The sequence below is a fragment of the Pseudothauera rhizosphaerae genome (assembly GCF_004801305.1).
GTDB classification, from domain to species: domain Bacteria; phylum Pseudomonadota; class Gammaproteobacteria; order Burkholderiales; family Rhodocyclaceae; genus Pseudothauera; species Pseudothauera rhizosphaerae.
The window spans coordinates 192,101-210,178 of the sequence record NZ_SSOD01000004.1 but is presented as its reverse complement, the minus strand read 5'-3'; the positions used below and the strand labels follow the sequence as shown (position 1 = coordinate 210,178).

23 protein-coding genes are annotated in these 18,078 nt (G+C 67.0%); 12 read left to right on the top strand and 11 right to left on the bottom strand.

Annotated elements, in window-relative coordinates; genetic code table 11:
- Positions 1-14: 14 nt before the first annotated feature.
- Complete coding sequence (gene wrbA, locus E6O51_RS06630; protein ID WP_136384184.1) at positions 15-620, bottom strand: NAD(P)H:quinone oxidoreductase; 606 nt, start codon at positions 618-620, stop codon at positions 15-17.
- A gap of 82 nt (positions 621-702) precedes the next feature.
- Between wrbA and E6O51_RS06625 the strand changes: the two genes are divergently transcribed.
- Entirely contained in the window at positions 703-1,728 is a 1,026-nt protein-coding gene (locus tag E6O51_RS06625; protein ID WP_136384183.1) for a patatin-like phospholipase family protein, read from the top strand.
- 25 nt (positions 1,729-1,753) lie between these two features.
- Here the strand turns inward: E6O51_RS06625 and E6O51_RS06620 are convergent, their stop codons facing one another.
- Positions 1,754-2,242: an aminoacyl-tRNA deacylase gene (locus E6O51_RS06620; RefSeq protein WP_136384182.1), complete on the bottom strand. Its 489-nt coding sequence runs from the start codon at positions 2,240-2,242 to the stop codon at positions 1,754-1,756.
- Positions 2,243-2,418: 176 nt separating this feature from the next.
- The gene (gene azu, locus E6O51_RS06615) at positions 2,419-2,859 is read right to left on the bottom strand and encodes an azurin (protein ID WP_136384181.1); all 441 of its coding nucleotides are present in this window, start codon (positions 2,857-2,859) and stop codon (positions 2,419-2,421) included.
- 308 nt (positions 2,860-3,167) lie between these two features.
- On the opposite strand from azu, the gene nifV reads away from it, so the two are divergent.
- Positions 3,168-4,310: a homocitrate synthase gene (nifV, locus tag E6O51_RS06610; RefSeq protein WP_136384180.1), complete on the top strand. Its 1,143-nt coding sequence runs from the start codon at positions 3,168-3,170 to the stop codon at positions 4,308-4,310.
- Here nifV and E6O51_RS06605 read toward each other — a convergent pair.
- Together E6O51_RS06605 and E6O51_RS06600 are read right to left on the bottom strand one after the other, a co-directional pair.
- Positions 4,307-4,951, bottom strand: coding sequence for a phosphoribosyltransferase (locus E6O51_RS06605; protein ID WP_136384179.1), 645 nt, complete (start codon positions 4,949-4,951; stop codon positions 4,307-4,309). The two genes, nifV and E6O51_RS06605, sit on opposite strands and share 4 nt — an antisense overlap.
- Positions 4,948-5,541: a phosphoribosyltransferase family protein gene (locus E6O51_RS06600; protein ID WP_136384178.1), complete on the bottom strand. Its 594-nt coding sequence runs from the start codon at positions 5,539-5,541 to the stop codon at positions 4,948-4,950. Before E6O51_RS06600 ends, E6O51_RS06605 begins: the two co-directional genes overlap by 4 nt.
- A gap of 132 nt (positions 5,542-5,673) precedes the next feature.
- Between E6O51_RS06600 and E6O51_RS06595 the strand changes: the two genes are divergently transcribed.
- The 4 genes from E6O51_RS06595 (at position 5,674) to E6O51_RS06580 (ending at position 9,313) form a co-directional block, all read left to right on the top strand.
- A complete protein-coding gene (locus E6O51_RS06595) occupies positions 5,674-6,285 on the top strand; it encodes a nicotinamidase (RefSeq protein ID WP_136384177.1) in 612 nt (203 codons plus the stop codon).
- Positions 6,282-7,622 carry a nicotinate phosphoribosyltransferase gene (locus tag E6O51_RS06590; protein WP_136384176.1) on the top strand — a complete coding sequence of 447 codons (1,341 nt, stop codon included), beginning with the start codon at positions 6,282-6,284 and terminating at the stop codon, positions 7,620-7,622. The genes E6O51_RS06595 and E6O51_RS06590 overlap by 4 nt, the downstream gene beginning before the upstream one ends.
- A 147-nt stretch (positions 7,623-7,769) precedes the next feature.
- Positions 7,770-8,291, top strand: a complete 522-nt coding sequence (locus E6O51_RS06585) for a sigma-70 family RNA polymerase sigma factor (protein WP_136384175.1) — start codon at positions 7,770-7,772, stop codon at positions 8,289-8,291.
- A gap of 23 nt (positions 8,292-8,314) precedes the next feature.
- Positions 8,315-9,313: a FecR domain-containing protein gene (locus E6O51_RS06580; RefSeq protein ID WP_230976715.1), complete on the top strand. Its 999-nt coding sequence runs from the start codon at positions 8,315-8,317 to the stop codon at positions 9,311-9,313.
- A 28-nt stretch (positions 9,314-9,341) separates the two neighbouring features.
- On the opposite strand, the gene E6O51_RS06575 is transcribed toward E6O51_RS06580, so the two are convergent.
- Positions 9,342-9,767, bottom strand: coding sequence for a putative toxin-antitoxin system toxin component, PIN family (locus tag E6O51_RS06575; protein ID WP_136384173.1), 426 nt, complete (start codon positions 9,765-9,767; stop codon positions 9,342-9,344).
- Positions 9,757-10,008: a type II toxin-antitoxin system Phd/YefM family antitoxin gene (locus E6O51_RS06570; protein WP_136384172.1), complete on the bottom strand. Its 252-nt coding sequence runs from the start codon at positions 10,006-10,008 to the stop codon at positions 9,757-9,759. The genes E6O51_RS06575 and E6O51_RS06570 overlap by 11 nt, the downstream gene beginning before the upstream one ends.
- A 289-nt stretch (positions 10,009-10,297) precedes the next feature.
- Between E6O51_RS06570 and E6O51_RS06565 the strand changes: the two genes are divergently transcribed.
- Positions 10,298-12,910 (top strand): TonB-dependent siderophore receptor, encoded by a 2,613-nt coding sequence (locus E6O51_RS06565; protein WP_136384171.1) that lies wholly within the window; start codon positions 10,298-10,300, stop codon positions 12,908-12,910.
- Between the two features lie 165 nt (positions 12,911-13,075).
- Here E6O51_RS06565 and E6O51_RS06560 read toward each other — a convergent pair whose 3' ends face one another.
- A complete protein-coding gene (locus E6O51_RS06560; RefSeq protein WP_136384170.1) occupies positions 13,076-13,297 on the bottom strand; it encodes a type II toxin-antitoxin system RelE/ParE family toxin in 222 nt (73 codons plus the stop codon).
- Complete coding sequence (locus E6O51_RS06555) at positions 13,294-13,533, bottom strand: type II toxin-antitoxin system ParD family antitoxin (RefSeq protein WP_136384169.1); 240 nt, start codon at positions 13,531-13,533, stop codon at positions 13,294-13,296. The genes E6O51_RS06560 and E6O51_RS06555 overlap by 4 nt, the downstream gene beginning before the upstream one ends.
- A gap of 75 nt (positions 13,534-13,608) precedes the next feature.
- Here E6O51_RS06555 and E6O51_RS06550 point away from each other — a divergent pair, with 75 nt between their 5' ends.
- The 4 genes from E6O51_RS06550 to E6O51_RS06535 are packed head-to-tail and all read left to right on the top strand — an operon-like array spanning position 13,609 to position 16,650.
- Positions 13,609-15,192, top strand: coding sequence for a PepSY-associated TM helix domain-containing protein (locus E6O51_RS06550; RefSeq protein ID WP_136384168.1), 1,584 nt, complete (start codon positions 13,609-13,611; stop codon positions 15,190-15,192).
- Positions 15,189-15,506, top strand: a complete 318-nt coding sequence (locus tag E6O51_RS06545; RefSeq protein WP_136384167.1) for an iron transporter — start codon at positions 15,189-15,191, stop codon at positions 15,504-15,506. Before E6O51_RS06550 ends, E6O51_RS06545 begins: the two co-directional genes overlap by 4 nt.
- Complete coding sequence (locus E6O51_RS06540) at positions 15,503-16,336, top strand: DUF3325 domain-containing protein (protein ID WP_136384166.1); 834 nt, start codon at positions 15,503-15,505, stop codon at positions 16,334-16,336. Before E6O51_RS06545 ends, E6O51_RS06540 begins: the two co-directional genes overlap by 4 nt.
- Positions 16,333-16,650, top strand: coding sequence for a hypothetical protein (locus E6O51_RS06535; protein WP_136384165.1), 318 nt, complete (start codon positions 16,333-16,335; stop codon positions 16,648-16,650). The genes E6O51_RS06540 and E6O51_RS06535 overlap by 4 nt, the downstream gene beginning before the upstream one ends.
- Positions 16,651-16,723: 73 nt before the next feature.
- On the opposite strand, the gene E6O51_RS06530 is transcribed toward E6O51_RS06535, so the two are convergent.
- Complete coding sequence (locus E6O51_RS06530; RefSeq protein WP_136384164.1) at positions 16,724-17,101, bottom strand: type II toxin-antitoxin system PemK/MazF family toxin; 378 nt, start codon at positions 17,099-17,101, stop codon at positions 16,724-16,726.
- Positions 17,095-17,349 carry an AbrB/MazE/SpoVT family DNA-binding domain-containing protein gene (locus E6O51_RS06525; protein ID WP_136384163.1) on the bottom strand — a complete coding sequence of 85 codons (255 nt, stop codon included), beginning with the start codon at positions 17,347-17,349 and terminating at the stop codon, positions 17,095-17,097. The genes E6O51_RS06530 and E6O51_RS06525 overlap by 7 nt, the downstream gene beginning before the upstream one ends.
- A gap of 93 nt (positions 17,350-17,442) precedes the next feature.
- Between E6O51_RS06525 and E6O51_RS06520 the strand changes: the two genes are divergently transcribed.
- The gene (locus E6O51_RS06520) at positions 17,443-18,057 is read left to right on the top strand and encodes a DUF4198 domain-containing protein (protein ID WP_136384325.1); all 615 of its coding nucleotides are present in this window, start codon (positions 17,443-17,445) and stop codon (positions 18,055-18,057) included.
- Positions 18,058-18,078: the final 21 nt, after the last annotated feature.

Below are 18,078 nucleotides of genomic sequence, written 5' to 3'. Positions count from 1 at the left end.
TCCGCCGCGGCCCCCTACCGGGCCGCCAGCTTCGCCGCCACGCCCGCCACGTGCGCCCCCTGGAAGCGCGCGATGGCGAGTTCGTTGCCGCTCGGCGTGCGCTTGCCGTCCGCGCCGGCCAGCGTGCCGGCCCCGTAGGGCGCACCGCCGGTGATCTCGTTCATGTTGCTCAGCTCCTGGCACGAGTACGGCACGCCGACGATGACCATGCCGTGGTGCAGCAGGGTGATGTGCGTGGAAAGGATGGTAGTCTCCTGCCCGCCGTGCTGCGTGCCGGTGGAGGTGAACACGCTGCCCACCTTGCCGATCAGCGCCCCGGCCGCCCACAGCCGCCCGGTCTGGTCGAGGAAGTTGCGCATCTGCGCGCACATGTTGCCGAAGCGGGTCGGCGTGCCGAAGATGATGGCGTCGTAACCGCCCAGTTCGTCCACGCTGGCGACAGGGGCGGACTGGTCGAGCTTGGCCCCGGCCCTGCGCGCGACCTCCTCGGACATCAGGTCGGGGACGCGTTTCACCGTCACCTCGGTGCCGGCCACGCCGCGGGCGCCTTCGGCCACCGCGTCGGCCAGGGACTCGATGTGGCCGTACATGCTGTAGTAGAGCACCAGAATCTTCGTCATCGTTTTTCTCCTGGTCCGGGGCTTTCAGCCCCGACGGATTGAGTCATGATCGGGAGCACCGAACAACGTGGAGAACCCCCGCATGTTTCCCGGTCTGCGCAACCCCCGCCCCGTCGGACTCGCCCTGCAGGGCGGCGGCGCGCACGGCGCCTTCACCTGGGGCGTGCTCGACGCCCTGCTGGAGGACGGCCGGGTGGATTTCGAGGCGGTGAGCGGCACCAGCGCGGGGGCGATGAACGCCGTGGTGCTCGCCCACGGCCTGCTCGCCGGCGGGCGCGAGGGCGCGCGGGAAGCGCTGGCGCGCTTCTGGCACGCGGTGGCGGCGGCGACGCCGTTCGGCATGAGTTCGGCACCCAACGGTGTGGAGAACGGCGGCCTGGCGCCGGCGCTCAAGATGATGCTGCAGTGGGCGCAGCACTTCTCGCCGTACGAGTTGAACCCCTTCGACATCAATCCGCTGCGGGACATCGTCGGTTCCCAGATCGATTTCGAACGCCTGCGCGCCGCCAGCCCGCTGCGCCTGTTCATCGCCACCACGCACGCCAACACCGGCAAGCTGCGCGTCTTCCACACCCACGAACTGACCGCGGACGCCCTGCTCGCCTCGGCCTGCCTGCCCAACCTGCACCACACCGTGGAGATCGACGGCGAGCCGTACTGGGACGGGGGCTATTCGGCCAACCCCGCGGTGTTCCCGCTGTTCTACGAATGCCGCACGCGCGACATCCTGCTCGTGCTGCTCAGCCCGCTGCTGCGCGACCGCACACCGCGCACTGCGACGGAAATCCGCGGCCGTGCGCTCGACCTCGCCTTCACCGCCACCTTCCTGCGCGAGATGCGCATGTACGCCCACGCCCGCGCCTTCGCCCGGCAGGACTGGCTGCCCCTGGGCCGGCTGGAACGCCGCCTGCGCAGCGTGCGCTTCCACCTAATCGAGGCCGAGGAACTGATGAGCCAGCTCGCCGGCGAAAGCCGGCTGACCACCAGCCTGCCCTTCCTGGAGATGCTGCGCGACCGGGGCCGCCAGCGCGCCGCGGCCTGGCTCGCCGCCTGCCACCACAACCTGGGGCGGCGCTCCTCGGTGGACATCGACGCGCTGTTCTACTGAGTTACGCCTGTCCGGCGACGTCGGTTCAGTGGCGGTACCAGGTCCGCTCGCCGAAATGCACGTGGCGGGCGTTCTCCATGTCCATCATCGCCAGGAAGTCGTCCCGGCTCATCTGGATGACGCGCTCGTGGTCGCCGGCCTCGAAGTAGATTTCCGGCTGCTCGATCAGGCTGTCGTCCATGACCATGCGCATGCCGTAGATCGCTCCCATGGGCGGGATCGCGCCGGGTTCGCAGTCGGCGAACAGGCGGCCGAGTTCCTCTTCGCCGGCCAGGCGCACCTGCGCGCTGAGGGCCTTGCTCAGCATGCCGATCTGCACGTGGCGGGTGGCCGGCAGCACCGCCATCAGATAGCCCCGGTCGTCTTCCAGCACCACGCACTTGGCCAGGCAACTTCCCGGCACGTGGGCCATTTGCGCGGTTTCGGAACTGCTGTGGGAATGCGGGTGGCTGAGCACGTCGTAGCGCAGGCCGTGTTCGGCCATGAATTCCTGGACTGGGGACGCGATGGCCATGATGCTTCTCCTCGCTCTGGACTGCGGGGCCTGCGTTGTCCTTGTGTTGCCCGCGTTGCGGACCGCGCACGGTCCCTTGGACTCCCTGCGGCGCACCCTCGCCGCCTCGCTTCATTCTAGGCGGCGGGGGGCCATAGTCCAGCCGCCGGGGCAGGCGCCGCCGGCGGCCCGGCGCGTCAGAACTTCAGCACGCCTTTCATCACCGTCCAGTGGCCGGGGAAGGAGCAGAAGAAGGTGTAGCCCTCACCCGCCGTCAGCTTCGACACGTCGATGGTGACCGAATCGGATTCGCCGCCGCCGATCAGCCGGGTGTGGGCGATGATGCGGGCGTCGCCCTCGGGCAGGTAGTTCTTGCCCGGACCGGCACTGACGCCGGCCTGGGCGACCGGGGTGAAATCCGCGGTCTTGGTCAGCACCCAGTTGTGCCCCATCGCGGTCTTGGGCAGCTTGCCCACATGCTTCAGGGTCACGGTGAACTGCTTGCAACTCTTGTCCACCACGATTTCCTTCGTGTTGAACTGCATCGCATCGTTGCTCTCGACGGTGGCCTCGCAGGTGGCTGCCCAGACCGGTGCGGCAAGGACGGACAGCAGGAGGCTAGCGGCGATTTTCTTCATCTTGGAATCTCCCATGATCGAATGGCGTACAGGAGAAACCGGAGCGGCGGAGGACGGCGGGCATGCGGAGGATTCCGGGAGCGGAGGAAGGGAGGTCACGAATGAGAATCTGTCTCAACATTGTGCGCGCCTCCGCCATTCACCGCAACAGCAGCCCTGCGGCGATTGCGACAATGGGCGCCCCCTTTGTCGCATAACCGACCCCCTTGCCGCGCCTCGCCCCGCCACCGCGCGCCGTGAGACGCCCGCGGAGACCTGGCACTGCTCTTGCAAGAGTTCCGGCGGATACCCCCGCGGCGGAGGACGACATGGCGGCAGTGACGATCAACGACACCACCCTGCGCGACGGCGAACAGACCGCCGGCGTGGCCTTCACCGCCGACGAAAAGCTGCGCATCGCGCACGCCCTGTCGGAAGCCGGCGTGCCTGAGCTGGAAATCGGCATCCCCTCCATGGGGCCTACGGAGCAGGAGGTCATCCGCGCCATCGTCGCCCAGCGCCTGCACGCGCGCACCATGGTGTGGGGCCGGCTGTGCGAAGCGGACCTGGCCTGTTGCGCGGCCACCGGCGCCGACCTGCTCAACCTGTCCATCCCCGTGTCCGACATCCAGATCGGCCACAAGCTGCGCCGCGACCGGGACTGGGTGCTGGCCACCATCGCCCGCCTGGTGCCGCTCGCCCGCGAGCGCGGCGCCGAGGTCTGCCTGGGGGGGGAGGATTCCTCCCGTGCCGATCCCGAATTCCTCTTCCGCGTGCTGGAGGTGGCCCAGGCCGCCGGCGTGCGGCGCTTCCGCTTCGCCGACACCACCGGCATGCTCGACCCCTTCGCCACCTACGAGCGCATCGCCGCGCTGCGCGCGCGCAGCGACCTGGAGATCGAGATGCACGCCCACGACGACCTGGGGCTCGCCACCGCCAATACCCTGGCTGCGGTGCGCGCCGGGGCGAGCCACATCAACACCACGGTGAACGGGCTGGGCGAGCGCGCCGGCAACGCGGCGCTGGAAGAGGCCGTGGTGGGGCTCGCCAGCCTGTACGGCATCGACAGCGGCGTCGCCCCCAACCGCCTGCAGGCCATCTCGGACCTGGTGGCGCAGGCCTCCGGCCGGCCGGTGGCTGCCAACAAGAGCATCGTTGGCAGCGCGGTGTTCACCCACGAGGCCGGCATTCACGTGGACGGTCTCTACAAGAACCCGGCCACCTACCAGTCCCTGGACCCCGCCCTGCTCGGCCGCCACCACGCCGTCGTGCTGGGCAAGCATTCGGGCACCAGCGCGGTAACGCGGGCCTACCTGGAACTGGGCGCCGAACTGGACCCGGAACTGGCCGAACGCCTGCTCGCCAGCGTGCGCGACTTCGCGGTGCGCTACAAGCGCCCGCCCGCCGCCGACGAATTGCGCGCGCTGCACCTGGCGGCCTGCGCACACCCCCCGGCCGGCCCGCTCAACTAGGGTTTTCCGGCAGCCCGGCGCGCGCGGTCCCGCGCCAGGGCGGCGACCACCTCCTCGTCCTCCACCTGGCCGAAGTGCCCGTAGAACTGCCCGACCGCGCGGAAATCGGCCGGCGCGTACAGGCACACCACCTCGTCGGCCAGCGCTTCCACCGCCTTCAGGCTGGAACGCGCGGCCACCGGCACGGCGCAGATCAGCCGCGCCGGCCTGTCCTCGCGCAGGGAGCGCAGGGCGGCCATCATCGTCGCCCCGGTCGCCAGGCCGTCGTCCACCACGATGACCACGCGGTCGCGCGCCACGGCCGGGGGCAGGCCGGGGGAATACAGCGCGCGGCGGCGCTTCAGGGTTTCGAACTGGCGCGCCTTCTCCCGTGCCAGCCAGTCCTCGCCGCCATGCACCGGGTCGGTGACGATGCTGCGCCCCTGCTCGTCGATGGCGCCCACGGCGTACTCCGGGTTCCACTGGGAGCCCAGCTTGTGCACCAGCACCACGTCCAATTCGCCCTCCAGCGCCTCGGCGATCGCCGCGCCCATGGGCACCGCGCCGCGGGGAATGGCCAGCACCAGCGGATGGCTGCCGCGCTGCGCGGCAAGGGCGTCGGCAAGCTGGCGTGCCGCGTCGATCCTGTCGTTGAAGATCATCGCCCACCTCGCGAAGTGTCGTTGCCGGGCGCCGCCGCAGGGCGATGCACCAGCTCGATGGCGAAGGCCGGCTCGTAGGGCGGCACGTGGCATTCCACGATGTCGCCGGGCGCCACCTGCAGGCGCACGCCCACCACGTCCGCATGCAGCGGCAGGCGCGCGATGCAGCGCTCGGCCAGCACCGCCACCCGCACGCACTCGGCGTGCCGGCGCACCAGCCAATCGACCGCGCGCAGCAGGGAGTGGCCCGTGTACAGCACGTCGTCCACCAGCAGCACGGTGTGGCCCTCCAGGTCCGGCGCGGCGTGGGCCGCGTCTTCCAGCAGGCGGGTCTGGGGGTACAGCAGGGTCAGGTCGTCCGCATAGCGGCTGATCGCCAGATCCACGCGGCGCGGCGGCGCCACCCCGTGCGCCCCGAGACGTTCGGCCAGCATGTCGGCCAGCGGCGCGCCCCGGCGCAGCACACCCACCAGGGCTACGGCTTCCGCACCGGCCAGCAGGCCCGCGGCCTGCAGCGCCATGGCATCGAGCACTGCCGCCAGTTGCGCCGCGTCGTAGAGGCGGCTGCGCCGGGGTGCGGCTTGGTCCATTCTTCCTCCCCTTCCTTCCCTGCCGATGGCGAGCCCGTTAAGCTTACCCCCGCGCGGCCGGACGCTTCAAACCGGCCGCGCCCCGCGACGGTCAAACCGTGCAGGGGACCAGAACATACAGGGAGAGCCGCCATGTCCGCCCATGCCGATTCCATGCCCGTACCGCTGCACCTCGGCACCGGTGATGCCCTGCTGGTGGTGGACGTGCAGTGCGACTTCCTGCCCGGCGGGGCGCTGGGCGTGGCTGGGGGCGATGCGGTGGTGCCCGTGCTCAACGCCTGGCTGCAACTGTTCGCCGCGCGCGGCCTGCCCTGCGTGTTCTCCCGCGACTGGCATCCGGCGGACCACGTGTCCTTCGCCGCGCGCGGTGGGCCGTGGCCGCCCCACTGCGTGGCCGGCACGCCGGGCGCAGAATTCGCTGTCGGGCTGGACGTGCCGGCCGACGCGCACGTCGTCTCCAAGGCCACAGGCGCGGACGCGGATGCCTATTCCGCTTTCCAGGGCACAGGGCTGGCCGACTGGCTGCGCCGGCACGACATCCGGCGGCTCTTCGTGGGCGGGCTGGCCACCGACTACTGCGTGCGGGCCAGCGTGCTCGACGCGCTCGCGGAGGGCTTCGACACCTGCCTGCTCGGCGACGCGGTGCGCGCGGTGGACGTGACGCCCGGCGACGGCGAGCGCGCCATCGCCGCGATGCGCGAACGGGGCGCCCGCCTGCTGACGCTGCAGGAGGTGCAGGCATGAGAACCGGCGACGAGGCCCTGCTCACCGACTTCTACCAGCTCACCATGCTGCAGGCCTACTTCGACGAAGGCCTGCACGGCCGCGCGGTGTTCGAACTCTTCGTGCGCAGCCTGCCGCCGGAACGCGGTTTCCTGCTGCTGGCCGGCATCGAGCAGGCGCTGGACTACCTGGAGAATCTGCGCTTCGGGGCCGACGAACTGGCCTGGCTGCACGACAGCGGGCGCTTCCCTCCCGACTTCGTGGACCGCCTGGCCGGTTTCCGCTTCACCGGCGACGTGCACGCCATGCGCGAAGGCAGCGTGTTCTTCGCCAACGAGCCGGTGCTGCGCGTGGAGGCGCCCATCGCCGAGGCGCAGCTCGTGGAGAGCCGGCTGATCAACCTGGTGCACTACGCCACCCTGGTCGCCAGCAAGGCCGCGCGCTGCCGCCTGGCCGCGCCCGGCCGGCTGCTGGTGGACTTCGGCCTGCGCCGTGCCCACGGCGCGGAGGCCGGACTGCTCGCCGCGCGCGCCGCCTGGCTGGCCGGCTTCGACGGCAGCGCCACGGTGCTGGCCGGCCAGCGCTACGGCATTCCGGTGTACGGCACCATGGCCCACTCCTACATCGAAGCGCACGCCCGCGAGGCCGATGCCTTCGCCCGCTTCGCCGCTTCCCAACCGGACAACCTGACCCTGCTCATCGATACCTACGACACCGAGGAGGGCGCACGCCGCGTCGTCGAACTGGCGCCGGAACTTGCCCGGCACGGCACCCGCATCCGCGCCCTGCGCCTGGACAGCGGCGACCTGCTCGACCACGCCCGCCGCGTGCGCCGCATCCTGGACGACGGTGGCCTCCCCGACGTGCATCTGTTCGCCAGCGGCAACCTGGACGAAGGCCGCATCGCCGCCCTGCTCGCCGCCGATGCACCCATCGACGGCTTCGGCGTCGGCACCAGCCTCACCACCTCGGCCGACGTGCCCTGCATCGACGCCGTCTACAAGCTCCAGGCCTACGACGGACGGCCGCGGCGCAAGCGTTCCGAAGGCAAGGCCACCTGGCCGGGCGCCAAGCAGGTGTGGCGCCTGGGCGGCAGTGCCGGCGACCTGGTCGCCCTGCACGACGAGGCGCCGCCCACGGACGCCGTCCCACTGCTGCAGCCGGTCATGCGCGCCGGCCGCCGCCTGGCGCCAGCCGAACCGCTCGCGGCGCTGCGCGCCCACGCCGCCGAAGAACTGGCCCGTCTGCCCGCGGCGCTGCGTACCCTTGACCGCACGGACTCCACCGAATTGTGGCCGGTGCGCATCTCCCCGGCACTGCAGGCGCTGGCCGCCGAACTGGACCGGGAGGCGCACTGATCGGGAGCATATCCGCAGGTGTATGCCCGGAACAGCCGACGCAATGAACTCCCCGGCCTGCCGCGGCGCGGTTGTCAGAAGGGCCGCCCTCGCAGATAATTGAGAGCGATTCCCATTTAACTATCGTTGTACGCACGGCCACCCCTCGTGAGCACCTCGGACTACCCGTCTCCACCTTCCATCGAGCTCCTCTACTGCGACCACCATGGCTGGCTGCACGGGTGGCTGCGCCGCCGCCTGGGGAACGCAGCGGATGCCGCCGACCTTGCCCACGACGCCTTCCTGCGCCTGCTGGCCGCACCGCGCCGCTTCGCCAGCGCGCCCGAGGCGCGCGGCTACCTCCGCGCGATGGCCAACGGCATGTGCATCGACCTCTGGCGCCACCGGGAGGTCGAGCAAGCCTGGCTACAAACCCTGGCAACACGGCCGGAAGCGTTCGAACCCTCTCCGGAACACCGCGCCCTCGTCGTCGAAGCCCTGCTGGAAATCGGCAACATGCTCGGCCGCCTGTCGCAAAAGGCGGCGGCCGCGTTCGTAATGGCCCAGGTGGATGGCATGCCCTATCGCGAAATCTCCGGCCAGCTCGGTGTCTCCGAACGCATGGTCAAGAAATACATCGCCCAGGCCATGCTGCAGTGCGCCCTGATCGAAGCCGGGCTCGACGTCTGAACATGGCGGCAGGCGACATCCCCATGCCGCCCGCCGGGCAGCCGGAACAAGGCGCGGCCAAGGCGGGTTTCGCAAGCCTGGAACAGGCTGCCGCCTGGTACGCCACCCTGCGCGGCGACGGCGTCACCGAGCGGGAACGCCAAGCCTGGCGGAACTGGCTTGCCCAATCCCCCGAACACGCCCAGGCCTGGGCGCACATCGAGGCAGTCAGCCGGCGTTTCGACCCGCTGCGCAACGGCGGGCACGAAGCCGCCGTTGCCGGCATCAAGGCCGCCCGGCGCGGCACGGCCGGCCGGCGCCACGCACTCGGCGGCATCGCGGGTCTGGCTGGCCTGGCGCTGGCCGGCTGGCTGGGCTGGCGCCAGACACCCCTGCCCGAGATCGTCATGGCCTGGGGCGCCGATTTCCACACCGGTACCGGCGAACGGCGGGAAATCACCCTGACCGACGGCACGCAGGTCTGGCTGAACACCGACAGTGCCTTGAGCGTGGATTACCAGGCCGGCGCCCGCCTGCTCAAACTGGCGGCAGGGGAAATCCTCATCCAGACCGCCGGCGATCGAACCGGCCGGCCCTTCTACGTGCAAACCCGCTTCGGGCGCATGCAGGCACTGGGTACCCGCTTCTCGGTAAACCACGGCGACGGGCGCACCCGGCTCGACGTGTTCGAAGGGGCCGTGGAAATCCGCAACGCAACCGGCGCGGTCCAACGCGTCGAAGCCGGGCAGCGCGCCGATTTCACCGCCGAGCAGATATCCACCATCGCCCCCGCCGAACGTGCCCGCGAAGCCTGGCGCCGCGGCGTGGTCCTGGCGGACGACATCCCGCTCAGGCAACTGATCGAAGATTTGGCCCGCTACCGGCGCGGCCACATCGGCGTTGCGCCGGAAGTGGCCGAACTTACCGTGATGGGAGTCTATCCGGCCGACGATACCGACCGTGCCCTGGCCATGCTGGAGAACACCCTGCCGGTTCGGATACGCCGGACGCTGCCTTGGTGGGTCACCGTCGAGGCGCGTTGAACCGGATGGCGAAGCCATCGCCTTCACATCATGGCAGTTCGATCAGCCCCAGCGCCTCGGCGGGCGAAACGATGCGCAGCCACGAAACCGGCGCCAGATCGAGCAAGTCGCGGTCACCGCTGATCAGCCAGTCAGCCCTGCCCTCCAGGGCGAGTTGCATGAACTTGTCGTCATCCGGGTCCCGGCTGAAAGTGGGCCGCTCCCTTTCGGGCAGCTTTACCCACTCGCCCACGGCACTCAAATCGTGCAGCAGCAGGCGCCGGTCTTCCAGACTCAGGTAGCGGTCGAACTTCGGGCGCCACAGGCGGGTTTCCAGTTCGGCGAAGGTTTCGTCGCAAAACAGCAGCCGACCGTGTTCAAGCAACCAGAATGTGACCTGGCCAGGTACCGAACCGGCGGACAGTGCAGCACTGATCAGTACATTGCTGTCGACGACGGCTCGCTTAGCTTTCATCGGCCAGCAGGTCTGCCAGTTCCGCCTCGGTCAGACCTTGGGCGGCAGCCGCGCTGGCGGTTCGCTCCATCGTCCTGCGCAAACGGTCGGCATAGAAAGCACGCATTGCCGCGTAGTCTTCCGGCGACACCATGACGCCGACCACGCGGTTGCGCCGGGCGACCTGGACCGGCTCCCGCTGCACGCGGTCGAGCAGTTCCCCGAAGCGGGTCTTGGCTTCATTGGCAGTAAAAGTCAACATGGCATGGGTCTCGGTGGATTTCTGACGCCCATATTAGGCGAATCGTTCGATTCGATCAATTCCGCCGAATGATGAAAAAAACGCCGGAGCAGTTCCCCTTTTTGCCTTTCGCCCGATTTACCCGGTGAGAGGCAAGCCGATCACCCATCACCAGCCACCCAACGGCGTGCGCACCGGCCCGGACAGCCGGTTGCCGCGCCCCCGTTCGCCCCGTGCGCTCAGGCAGCCAGCGCGATGCCCCGGACCGCCCCTCTCCCTGTTCAACCCATCGCTTGAGGGAAACCGTCCCATGTCCAGCCGTTCCTGCCGTCGCGCCAACCCCGGTGGCGTTGCTTGCCGCCACATCGCTCCCGCCACTCCGCATCCGCTGCCTGCAATCCGGCCGGTGTTCAACTTTGCGCCGCGCCCACTGGCGTTTGCGGTGCACGTCGCCATTACCGGCAGTTTGTTCGCCGGCGCGGGCTGGATGCCGGAAGCGCAGGGGCAGGAGCACGCGCCCCAGACGCTTGCCCAGGCCAAAACCTACGACATCCCCGCCGGACCGCTGGCCGGCGCACTGAACCGCTTCGCCGAAGAAGCCGGGGTACTGCTGACCGCCTCCGGTGAAGCGACAAAAGGCAGGACCAGCCCCGGCCTCAAAGGCAGCTACGGCGTATCGGCCGGCTTCGCGGCGCTGCTCGTCGGCACAGGGCTGGAAGCCTACCGGCAGGCCGGCGGCAACTACGGGCTGCGGCCGGCGCCGGTGGTAGACAAGCATGGGGAGGCGACGCTGGCACCGGTGACGGTGACGGCGGCAAGCGAGCGGATCGGGGTCACCGAAGGCAGCGGCTCCTATACCACCCACAGTTCCACTTATGGCAAGGGCCAGAGCCTGCGCGAGACGCCGCAATCCGTGACGGTGATGACGGCTCAACGGATACAGGATCAGGGCTTGAACACGCTTGAATCCGTCATGGAGCAGACGCCCGGCGTCGTGCATCAGATGTACGACACCTCGCGTTCCTACTTCTATTCCCGCGGCTTCGAGATCGGCAATTTCCAGATCGACGGCAACAGTTCACTCTCGAATGGTTGGGTGACGGAGCAGATCGACATGGCGCTATACGACAGCGTCGAGGTGCTGCGCGGCTCCGATGCCCTGTATGGCGTATCCGGTAACCCCGGCGGGGCCATCAATCTGGTGCGCAAGAAGCCGACACGAGACTTTCAGCTCAAGGGCATGCTTTCCGCCGGAAGCTGGAACAACTTCCGCACCGAGGCCGACATCAGCGGCCCGCTGGCTCTGGATGGCCGTGTTCGCGGCCGTTTCGTCACAGCGTTGGAGGACCGCGAGTTTTTCTATGACCATGCCGACAGCGACAAACAGGTGTTCTACGGCATCGTCGAGGCGGATGTGACCGACAGCACCATGCTCACAATCGGCGCCCACTATGATCGCCATGACGCGACCTTCTGGAGCTTCGGTATTCCCCGGTACAGCAATGGCGACGATCTTCGTTTGTCACGCAGCTTCTTCGGGAATTCATCGGATGACAACACCGACCGGAAACGTCGTTCGTTTTTTGCTCGGATCGATCAGAAATTTGGTTCAGATTGGTCTCTGGGCATCGAGATGTCTCGTACCAAGACCGATAGTTATCGTCTGGATCACCTTTTTTATGGGGCTATTGACCCTCTGACAGGCACCGGCTTTGCCGGCAGGGGGGCCTCCTACCATTACCCCGAGACTCAACGCACCATCGATGCCGCGCTCAAAGGGAAGTTTCAAATGTTTGGGCGTGAGCACCGTTTGACGCTTGGGGCAAACTGGAGTGACTTTGAGCTATCACGGACCGGCGCACGCCGTAACAGTGGTCGTATAGCAGCAGATATCTTCGATTTCGATCCTTCGCAGTATGGTTCGAACGATCCATACTATCCCTTCACTGCTGTCGATCAGGACCGGACGGAAAAGGGGTTTTACGGATCGTTGGCGCTGAAGATCGCCGATCCCTTGACCCTCATTCTCGGTGGGCGACAGAGTTGGTACGATTTCAAACAGACGCAGTATTCCTATAGCGTACCCTCGGGGTTGCTTACTAGCGTCAGCCAGACCTCCCGCAAGGATGACTCGGTTTTTACTCCGTACATTGGCGTCGTCTATGACATTAATAATAGCTGGACGACCTATGCCAGCATTGCAGATACTTATCAGTCGCAATCGACCAGCCTCAAAGCGCCACTCCCTGGTTCTCCCCTTGATCCGATCACCGGGCGCAACCATGAAATCGGGATCAAGGGCGAGCTTTTCGGTGGCCGCTTGAATACCTCGCTGGCTCTGTACAAGATCGATCGCAAGGGTACTGCTGTCCGTGATTCCAGTTATCCCAATACTCCGGGGGATCTCGGCAGCAGTTGCTGCTTTCTCGATACAGGCCACCGCGTCAGCAAGGGCATCGAAGCCGAACTGGGCGGTGAAATCCTGCCCGGCTGGCAGCTTGCAGTCGGCTATACCTACAACGACAACGAAGACAAGCAAAGCAAAGGAGTCTTCAGCTCCATCACGCCGAAACACCTGTTCAAGCTGTGGACCAGCTACCAACTGCGCGGCCAGTTGGCCGGGCTGAAAGTCGGTGGAGGCTTGACGGCACAGAGCAAAACTTATGTGTCGGGATCGGCCAGTACTTTCAATGCGGTCAGCGGCCTGTACGACGGGCCGACTGTCGACTACGAGTTCACCGAACCGGGCCGAGCACTGGTGAACCTCTTCGCCGAGTACCGTTTCAACCCGCAGTGGTCGCTGGCGCTCAACGTGAACAACCTGTTCGACAAGCGTTACTACCAGGTGGTCGGAACCACTGACTCCGGCAACTGGTACGGCGAACCACGCAACGTCATGCTGACGCTACGCGCGAGCTATTGATCTGGACCCGCTTATGCGCCTCCGCCGCTGAGTGGCTGGTGGGGGCGCTCTGCCACTCCAGAGTTCGCCCTTTCAAATGACAGGCCAGAAGCGTTACAGATGCTGTTCCACATCCATGCGCTAATAAAGGATGCGCATGACTTCTATGCCGTTGTCGGGCGCTTTTCAGAAAAAGAGCAGATGCCGACCGACGATCTGCTTGCGGTAGCCGGGGCGGATGTGTTCCGCGCTCTGGCCGTGCAGCCGTCCAGCGGCCAGTGCGGCGCAGGCGTCGCGTATCGTCCGGACGTAACGGTCCGCCTGGTCAAACCCCCAGTGGCGGGCGGAGTAGTCCCATACGTCGGACAAATCCGCCGCCGCCAGCGGCGACAGGCGATAGCCACTCACTGTGCTTCGGCGGCGCGGCGCTTTTCCTGCAGGAATCGCTCGAAGTCGAAAGGCCGCGGCTTGCCGCTGTTTTTGCCCTCGATCAACGCGGCGCGGAGGGCTTTGATGCCGATATCGCCGCTCCGTTCGCGCAAGGTGTCCTCCAGGAGTCCGCAAATGACCCGCGCCGACAACAATCCCGCGCGACGCGCCTGCTCGGCGATGTCGTCCGGGAGATCGATGGTGATGGTGGCCATGGCGCGGCTCCTGCGAAGGTGGCTGACGGTTGCGACTATGCATCAGATAAATTTTGCATTCGACGAGGTTGATCGATGAGGCCCTACTTCCGCCAGAGCATGGCGTGGCTGCACACGTGGGGCAGCGTGGTCATCGGCTGGCTGCTGTTCTTCGTGTTTGTGACGGGTACGGCGTCGTGCTTCATGTACGACACGACGCGCTGGATGGAGCCGGAGCGGCCACTGGAACTCACCTTGAGCCAGGCGCCGCAAGCGATGCAGGCCGAATGGGCGCTGGATTTTCTGGCCCGGCACGCGCCCGCTGCACACAAGTGGGAAATCAAGCTGCCCCATACGCGCAACCAGCCGGACAACGGCGGCGCCAGCCGTACTCGGCTGGTCGCCAGGGCGTTTCCCGAAAGATCGAATTGGGAATTCGACCCTTTGACGGGCCAGAAACTGCCGCCGCTCGAAGTGCGCGCCACCGAGGGCGGCGAGGCGTTTCGCAATCTGCACCACAAGCTGTACTACATGGATGAGGTGGTGGGCATCTACATCGTCGGCGTGGTGGCCGTCTTGGCCTTGGCCTCGCTGGTTACGGGCGTGATCGCGCACAAGAAGATATTCAAGGATTTCTTCACCTTCCGCCCCCGCAAGGGGCAGCGTTCATGGCTCGACGTGCACAACGTGACCAGCGTGATGGCGCTGCCCTTCTTCGTGATGATCCTGTGGACCGGGCTGGTGTATTTCAATCACCACTACTTTCCCGTGCCGGCGGAGATCATGGAGTCAGCCGTAAGTGATCGACCGGCGCGGCAATTCGACGCGGCGGCGCTGCCGGTGCCGCGGCCCCAGGCGCCACTGGCGCCGATGATCGCGCAGGCCGAAGCGATTCTGGGCCAGGGCCAGATCGGGCAAATCTGGGTGGAGCACCGCGCGGGCGAGCCGTCAGTGGTCGATATTTCCCGCCCGTGGGGCACGGAGTTGCCGCGCACGAAGAATACGGACACGTTCATCCGCTTCGACGCGCTGACGGGCGAGCGCTTGCCCGCCACCTACGCGGAGGGGCCGGGCCGAACCATGCTGCTGGCCCTGATTGCCCTGCATGAAGCCTGGTTTGCGAGCTACCCGCTGCGATGGCTCTACTTCCTTTCGGGCCTGTTGGGCTGCTTCATGATCGCCACCGGCATGGTGCTGTGGGTGCTCAAGCGGCGCGAACGCCATGCACGCGAAGGCTCGGCGGCGAGCTTCGGCCTGCGCCTGGTGGCCCGGTTGAACGTGGGCGTGCTGGCCGGGCTGCCGGTAGGCGTGGCGGCCTATTTCTGGGCGAACCGCCTGCTGCCGGTGACGATGGACGGGCGTGCCGAATGGGAGTTGCACGGCCTGTTCGCCACCTGGGGCTGGCTGATTCTGTACGCCGTGCTGCGCCCGGAAAAACGGGCGTGGGTGGAAGTGCTGGCCCTGGCCGCGCTGGCCTTCGGGCTGATTCCGCTGCTCAACGCGCTGACCACGGACAAACATCTGGGCGTGACGCTGGCGGCGGGCGACTGGGGCCTGGCCGGGTCCGATCTGACGATGCTGGGGCTGGCGGCAATGTTTGCGGCGATGGCCGCCAGGCTGTGGCGCAAGTGGCAACAGGCCGGGCAACCGGCGGCATCCATTCGGGAGCGCGCCACATGAAACGTGTGGAATCAATCAACGAAACCCGCTACCGCCTGGGCGTGGCGTCGCGCGTGCTGGCGGCGGCCATCGGCGGCTACGCGCTGATGTCGGCACTGATGGTATTGCTGGCGCTACCGCTGTCCTGGTGGTGGCCGATGGCGCGCGGGCAGGCGGTGATGATTGCGACCTATATCGGTTTTCTGCTCTACGTGCCGGTGGTGCTGTGGGTGTTCCACACGTGCAGCGCGGCGCGGGCCTGGGCTTGGTTGCTGCTGTGGACGGCGCTGGCGTCGCTGACCTGCTGGTGGCTGCTGAAAGGCGGTGCGGCATGATGCCCGATCTGCATTTCGGCTGGCATCTGGCGGTGCTGGCCTTGAGCCTGGGCGGCTTCGCCCTGCTGGCGCTGGCCAGCGAGCGCGAAGGCACGGTGTTGCTGCGCCGCCCGGCCAGCGCTGCCGAAAGGCGCGTGTTCCGCTGGCTGGGCTGGCCGCTGCTGGGGCTGGCCCTCGCTTTGTGCGCATGGGGCTGGCTGGCCCATTTCGGCACGGTGCTGTGGCTGGGCTGGTTGAGTGTGGCAGCGGTGGTGCTGGTGTTCACCATCGCTTACTGGCCCTGGCGGAAAAAACGGGAATTCCACGGTCGACCGCGAAAAACGGCGGAAATCATCATGCCACCGGCCGTTGCCTCGCCCTGGATGGGTTTGACTCGCGGCGCCGGCTGGTTCGTGCTAGCTGCTGCGCCGCTGGCCTTTGGCTGGCAACTGTGGCAGGCCGAACCGTGGCCGGTGCTGCGCGCCGATGCGGTGCGGGGTGAAATCGGCCCCTGGCGTTACCGGCTGGCCGAGGAGGAGCGCGAAGCGCCCGAAGTGCTGGCCAGTGGCGCGGCGGTCAAGCATTTCGTCTTGCGGCTGGAAGGCGACGAGTTGGCGGTGGCCCGCGCCTGGCTGCGCGTGCAGCCGCCGCGTTCGCTGCGGACGGCGGGCATGGCGTTTGACGGCAATCATGGTAACCGCGAGGCGATGCTCGTCATCCCGCCTTCGGCCACGGCGCAGGATACCTTCTGGCTGACGGTGCAAGGCAAGAACGGGCAGATTTACCGGGCGGAAATCGACATGCGCCGTCTGTCGCCGGCTACAGCGGCTTTCGTGGAGGGGCAACGATGAAGAAGATGCTCTTGTATTTGGGGCTACTCATCGGTACTCCCGCGCTCGGGCATGAACCAGTGATTCCGTTGCTGCAATGCAGGCGCGAGGCTGCCGAGGTATTTTGCGAGGCCCGTTTTTCGCACGGCCCGGCGGTGCCCAGCGCCCGTTACGAGGTGACGGACGCGCAGGACAAGACCCTGCTTTCCGGCGTGGCCGACCGGCAAGGCCGCCTGAGTTTTGCTCCGCCGGCCGAGGCCTTTCATGTGCTGCTGTGGGATGCCCGTAACGTGCTGGCCGAAGTCGGCTGGCGGGATGTGAAGGAAAGCCGTTGATGTGGCCGAGGCGCCCCCCCCAAGCCGGCCAGGGCCCCCTGAAGGGATGAAGATGCGTTTTTGCCGTGCCCCGTCAGGCCAGTTGCACGATCTGGTTGAGGATGGCGAGCACTTCGGCGAAGCGGGCGTCGGGGATGCGCCTGGCCGGGTGCGGCGCGCCGCCGCGCAGGCGCCAGTCGAAGGACTTGGGCTGGTGACAGAGCACGTAACTGGTTTGTCCGGCCTTGCGCCCGCTTGCCGCGCCGACCGCCACGGCGAAAGGGTTGTCGGCGTTGTAGGCGGCGGTGGTCATGGGCAGGCCGATGACCAGCGAGGTGCGTTCGTTGAAGGCTTTGGGAGACAGCACCAGAAAGGGATGCACGTCACGCATTTCCTGCCCGCGCTGCGGGTTGCAGTCGATCCAGATGACCTCCTGCCGATCCGGCACCCAACTCTTGGCGGCTTTCACCATTGCTCGGCACCGAGGGTTTGGTCGGCCGACATGACTTCGCCGCCGTGCCGCTGCGGATCGAAACGAGCCAGACGCTGTTCCAGGCTGAGCGCTTCGTCGCGGATGGGCGTGATGACGACACGCTCGCCTTCCACGGTGATGTTGACGCGCTGGTCGGCATGCAGATGGGCGGCATTGGCGATGGCGGCAGGCAAGCGCACGCCGAGGTTGTTGCCCCAGTGCTTGATATCGAGGACGGCCGAGGTCATGGTTTGGCTCCAATCAATGTTTATACGAAGTTTAAACCTGCCTCGCATTGGATGCAACGAATGGGTTTTGTGGGGTTTTCGGAGATGAGGTTGATGATTACCGGATTGAAATCGGGCGCTTTTGCGCTGTTGACCGCAGGCCTGTGCAGCTTCGCCCAGGCTGACGCCCTCTGGCTGCAAAAGGATGGCGAACGCTTCAAGGTGCTGGCCGGCGAGTTGCGCTCGCCGACCGCCATGCCCACCTTGCGCGATGCGCAGCCGCTGCTCGCGGGCGGCAAGAAAGCCGAGCTGGATTCGGCGCCGGATCATTACGTCTTTGCCGCTGGCGAGGGGGACAGCCGTTTCACCGCCCTGCGGATCGGCAGCGATGGCGTGCTGACCTACTTCCAAGCCCGCTACGGCCGGCAGGAAACCAAGGCGGTGAACGACCTGGAACTGGTGCCGACCACCTCCGGCGGCAACACCTTCCAACTCTACTTCAAGGGCCGGCCAGCGGCGGCCAGTTTGGTGAACGTGGAAACCGCCAGCGGCTGGCGCAAGGCGCTGACACCGGCCAAGGGTGGAACGGTGACGCTGGATACCCCCATGCCCGGCCTCTACTTGCTGGAGGTCAGCGCCAGGGTGAATAACGCCAGTGTGACCATCGAGGGCAGGAAGTACGAGGACGTGCGCTACACGGCCACGCTGAGTTTCGAGGTTGCTCCGTGATGGTGGGGGTCAAACGGACTT

Bases quoted from the DNA above. Each gene is read 5' to 3' on its own strand.
- azu (WP_136384181.1), bottom strand. From the start codon at position 2,859: ATGAAGAAAATCGCCGCTAGCCTCCTGCTGTCCGTCCTTGCCGCACCG.
- E6O51_RS06600 (WP_136384178.1), bottom strand. From the start codon at position 5,541: ATGGACCAAGCCGCACCCCGGCGCAGCCGCCTCTACGACGCGGCGCAA.
- E6O51_RS06565 (WP_136384171.1), top strand. From the start codon at position 10,298: ATGTCCAGCCGTTCCTGCCGTCGCGCCAACCCCGGTGGCGTTGCTTGC.
- nifV (WP_136384180.1), top strand. From the start codon at position 3,168: ATGGCGGCAGTGACGATCAACGACACCACCCTGCGCGACGGCGAACAG.
- E6O51_RS06580 (WP_230976715.1), top strand. From the start codon at position 8,315: ATGCCGCCCGCCGGGCAGCCGGAACAAGGCGCGGCCAAGGCGGGTTTC.
- E6O51_RS06545 (WP_136384167.1), top strand. From the start codon at position 15,189: ATGAAACGTGTGGAATCAATCAACGAAACCCGCTACCGCCTGGGCGTG.
- wrbA (WP_136384184.1), bottom strand. From the start codon at position 620: ATGACGAAGATTCTGGTGCTCTACTACAGCATGTACGGCCACATCGAG.
- E6O51_RS06550 (WP_136384168.1), top strand. From the start codon at position 13,609: ATGAGGCCCTACTTCCGCCAGAGCATGGCGTGGCTGCACACGTGGGGC.
- E6O51_RS06535 (WP_136384165.1), top strand. From the start codon at position 16,333: ATGAAGAAGATGCTCTTGTATTTGGGGCTACTCATCGGTACTCCCGCG.
- E6O51_RS06530 (WP_136384164.1), bottom strand. From the start codon at position 17,101: ATGGTGAAAGCCGCCAAGAGTTGGGTGCCGGATCGGCAGGAGGTCATC.
- E6O51_RS06540 (WP_136384166.1), top strand. From the start codon at position 15,503: ATGATGCCCGATCTGCATTTCGGCTGGCATCTGGCGGTGCTGGCCTTG.
- E6O51_RS06525 (WP_136384163.1), bottom strand. From the start codon at position 17,349: ATGACCTCGGCCGTCCTCGATATCAAGCACTGGGGCAACAACCTCGGC.
- E6O51_RS06605 (WP_136384179.1), bottom strand. From the start codon at position 4,951: ATGATCTTCAACGACAGGATCGACGCGGCACGCCAGCTTGCCGACGCC.
- E6O51_RS06595 (WP_136384177.1), top strand. From the start codon at position 5,674: ATGTCCGCCCATGCCGATTCCATGCCCGTACCGCTGCACCTCGGCACC.
- E6O51_RS06555 (WP_136384169.1), bottom strand. From the start codon at position 13,533: ATGGCCACCATCACCATCGATCTCCCGGACGACATCGCCGAGCAGGCG.
- E6O51_RS06575 (WP_136384173.1), bottom strand. From the start codon at position 9,767: ATGAAAGCTAAGCGAGCCGTCGTCGACAGCAATGTACTGATCAGTGCT.
- E6O51_RS06520 (WP_136384325.1), top strand. From the start codon at position 17,443: ATGATTACCGGATTGAAATCGGGCGCTTTTGCGCTGTTGACCGCAGGC.
- E6O51_RS06570 (WP_136384172.1), bottom strand. From the start codon at position 10,008: ATGTTGACTTTTACTGCCAATGAAGCCAAGACCCGCTTCGGGGAACTG.
- E6O51_RS06625 (WP_136384183.1), top strand. From the start codon at position 703: ATGTTTCCCGGTCTGCGCAACCCCCGCCCCGTCGGACTCGCCCTGCAG.
- E6O51_RS06620 (WP_136384182.1), bottom strand. From the start codon at position 2,242: ATGGCCATCGCGTCCCCAGTCCAGGAATTCATGGCCGAACACGGCCTG.
- E6O51_RS06590 (WP_136384176.1), top strand. From the start codon at position 6,282: ATGAGAACCGGCGACGAGGCCCTGCTCACCGACTTCTACCAGCTCACC.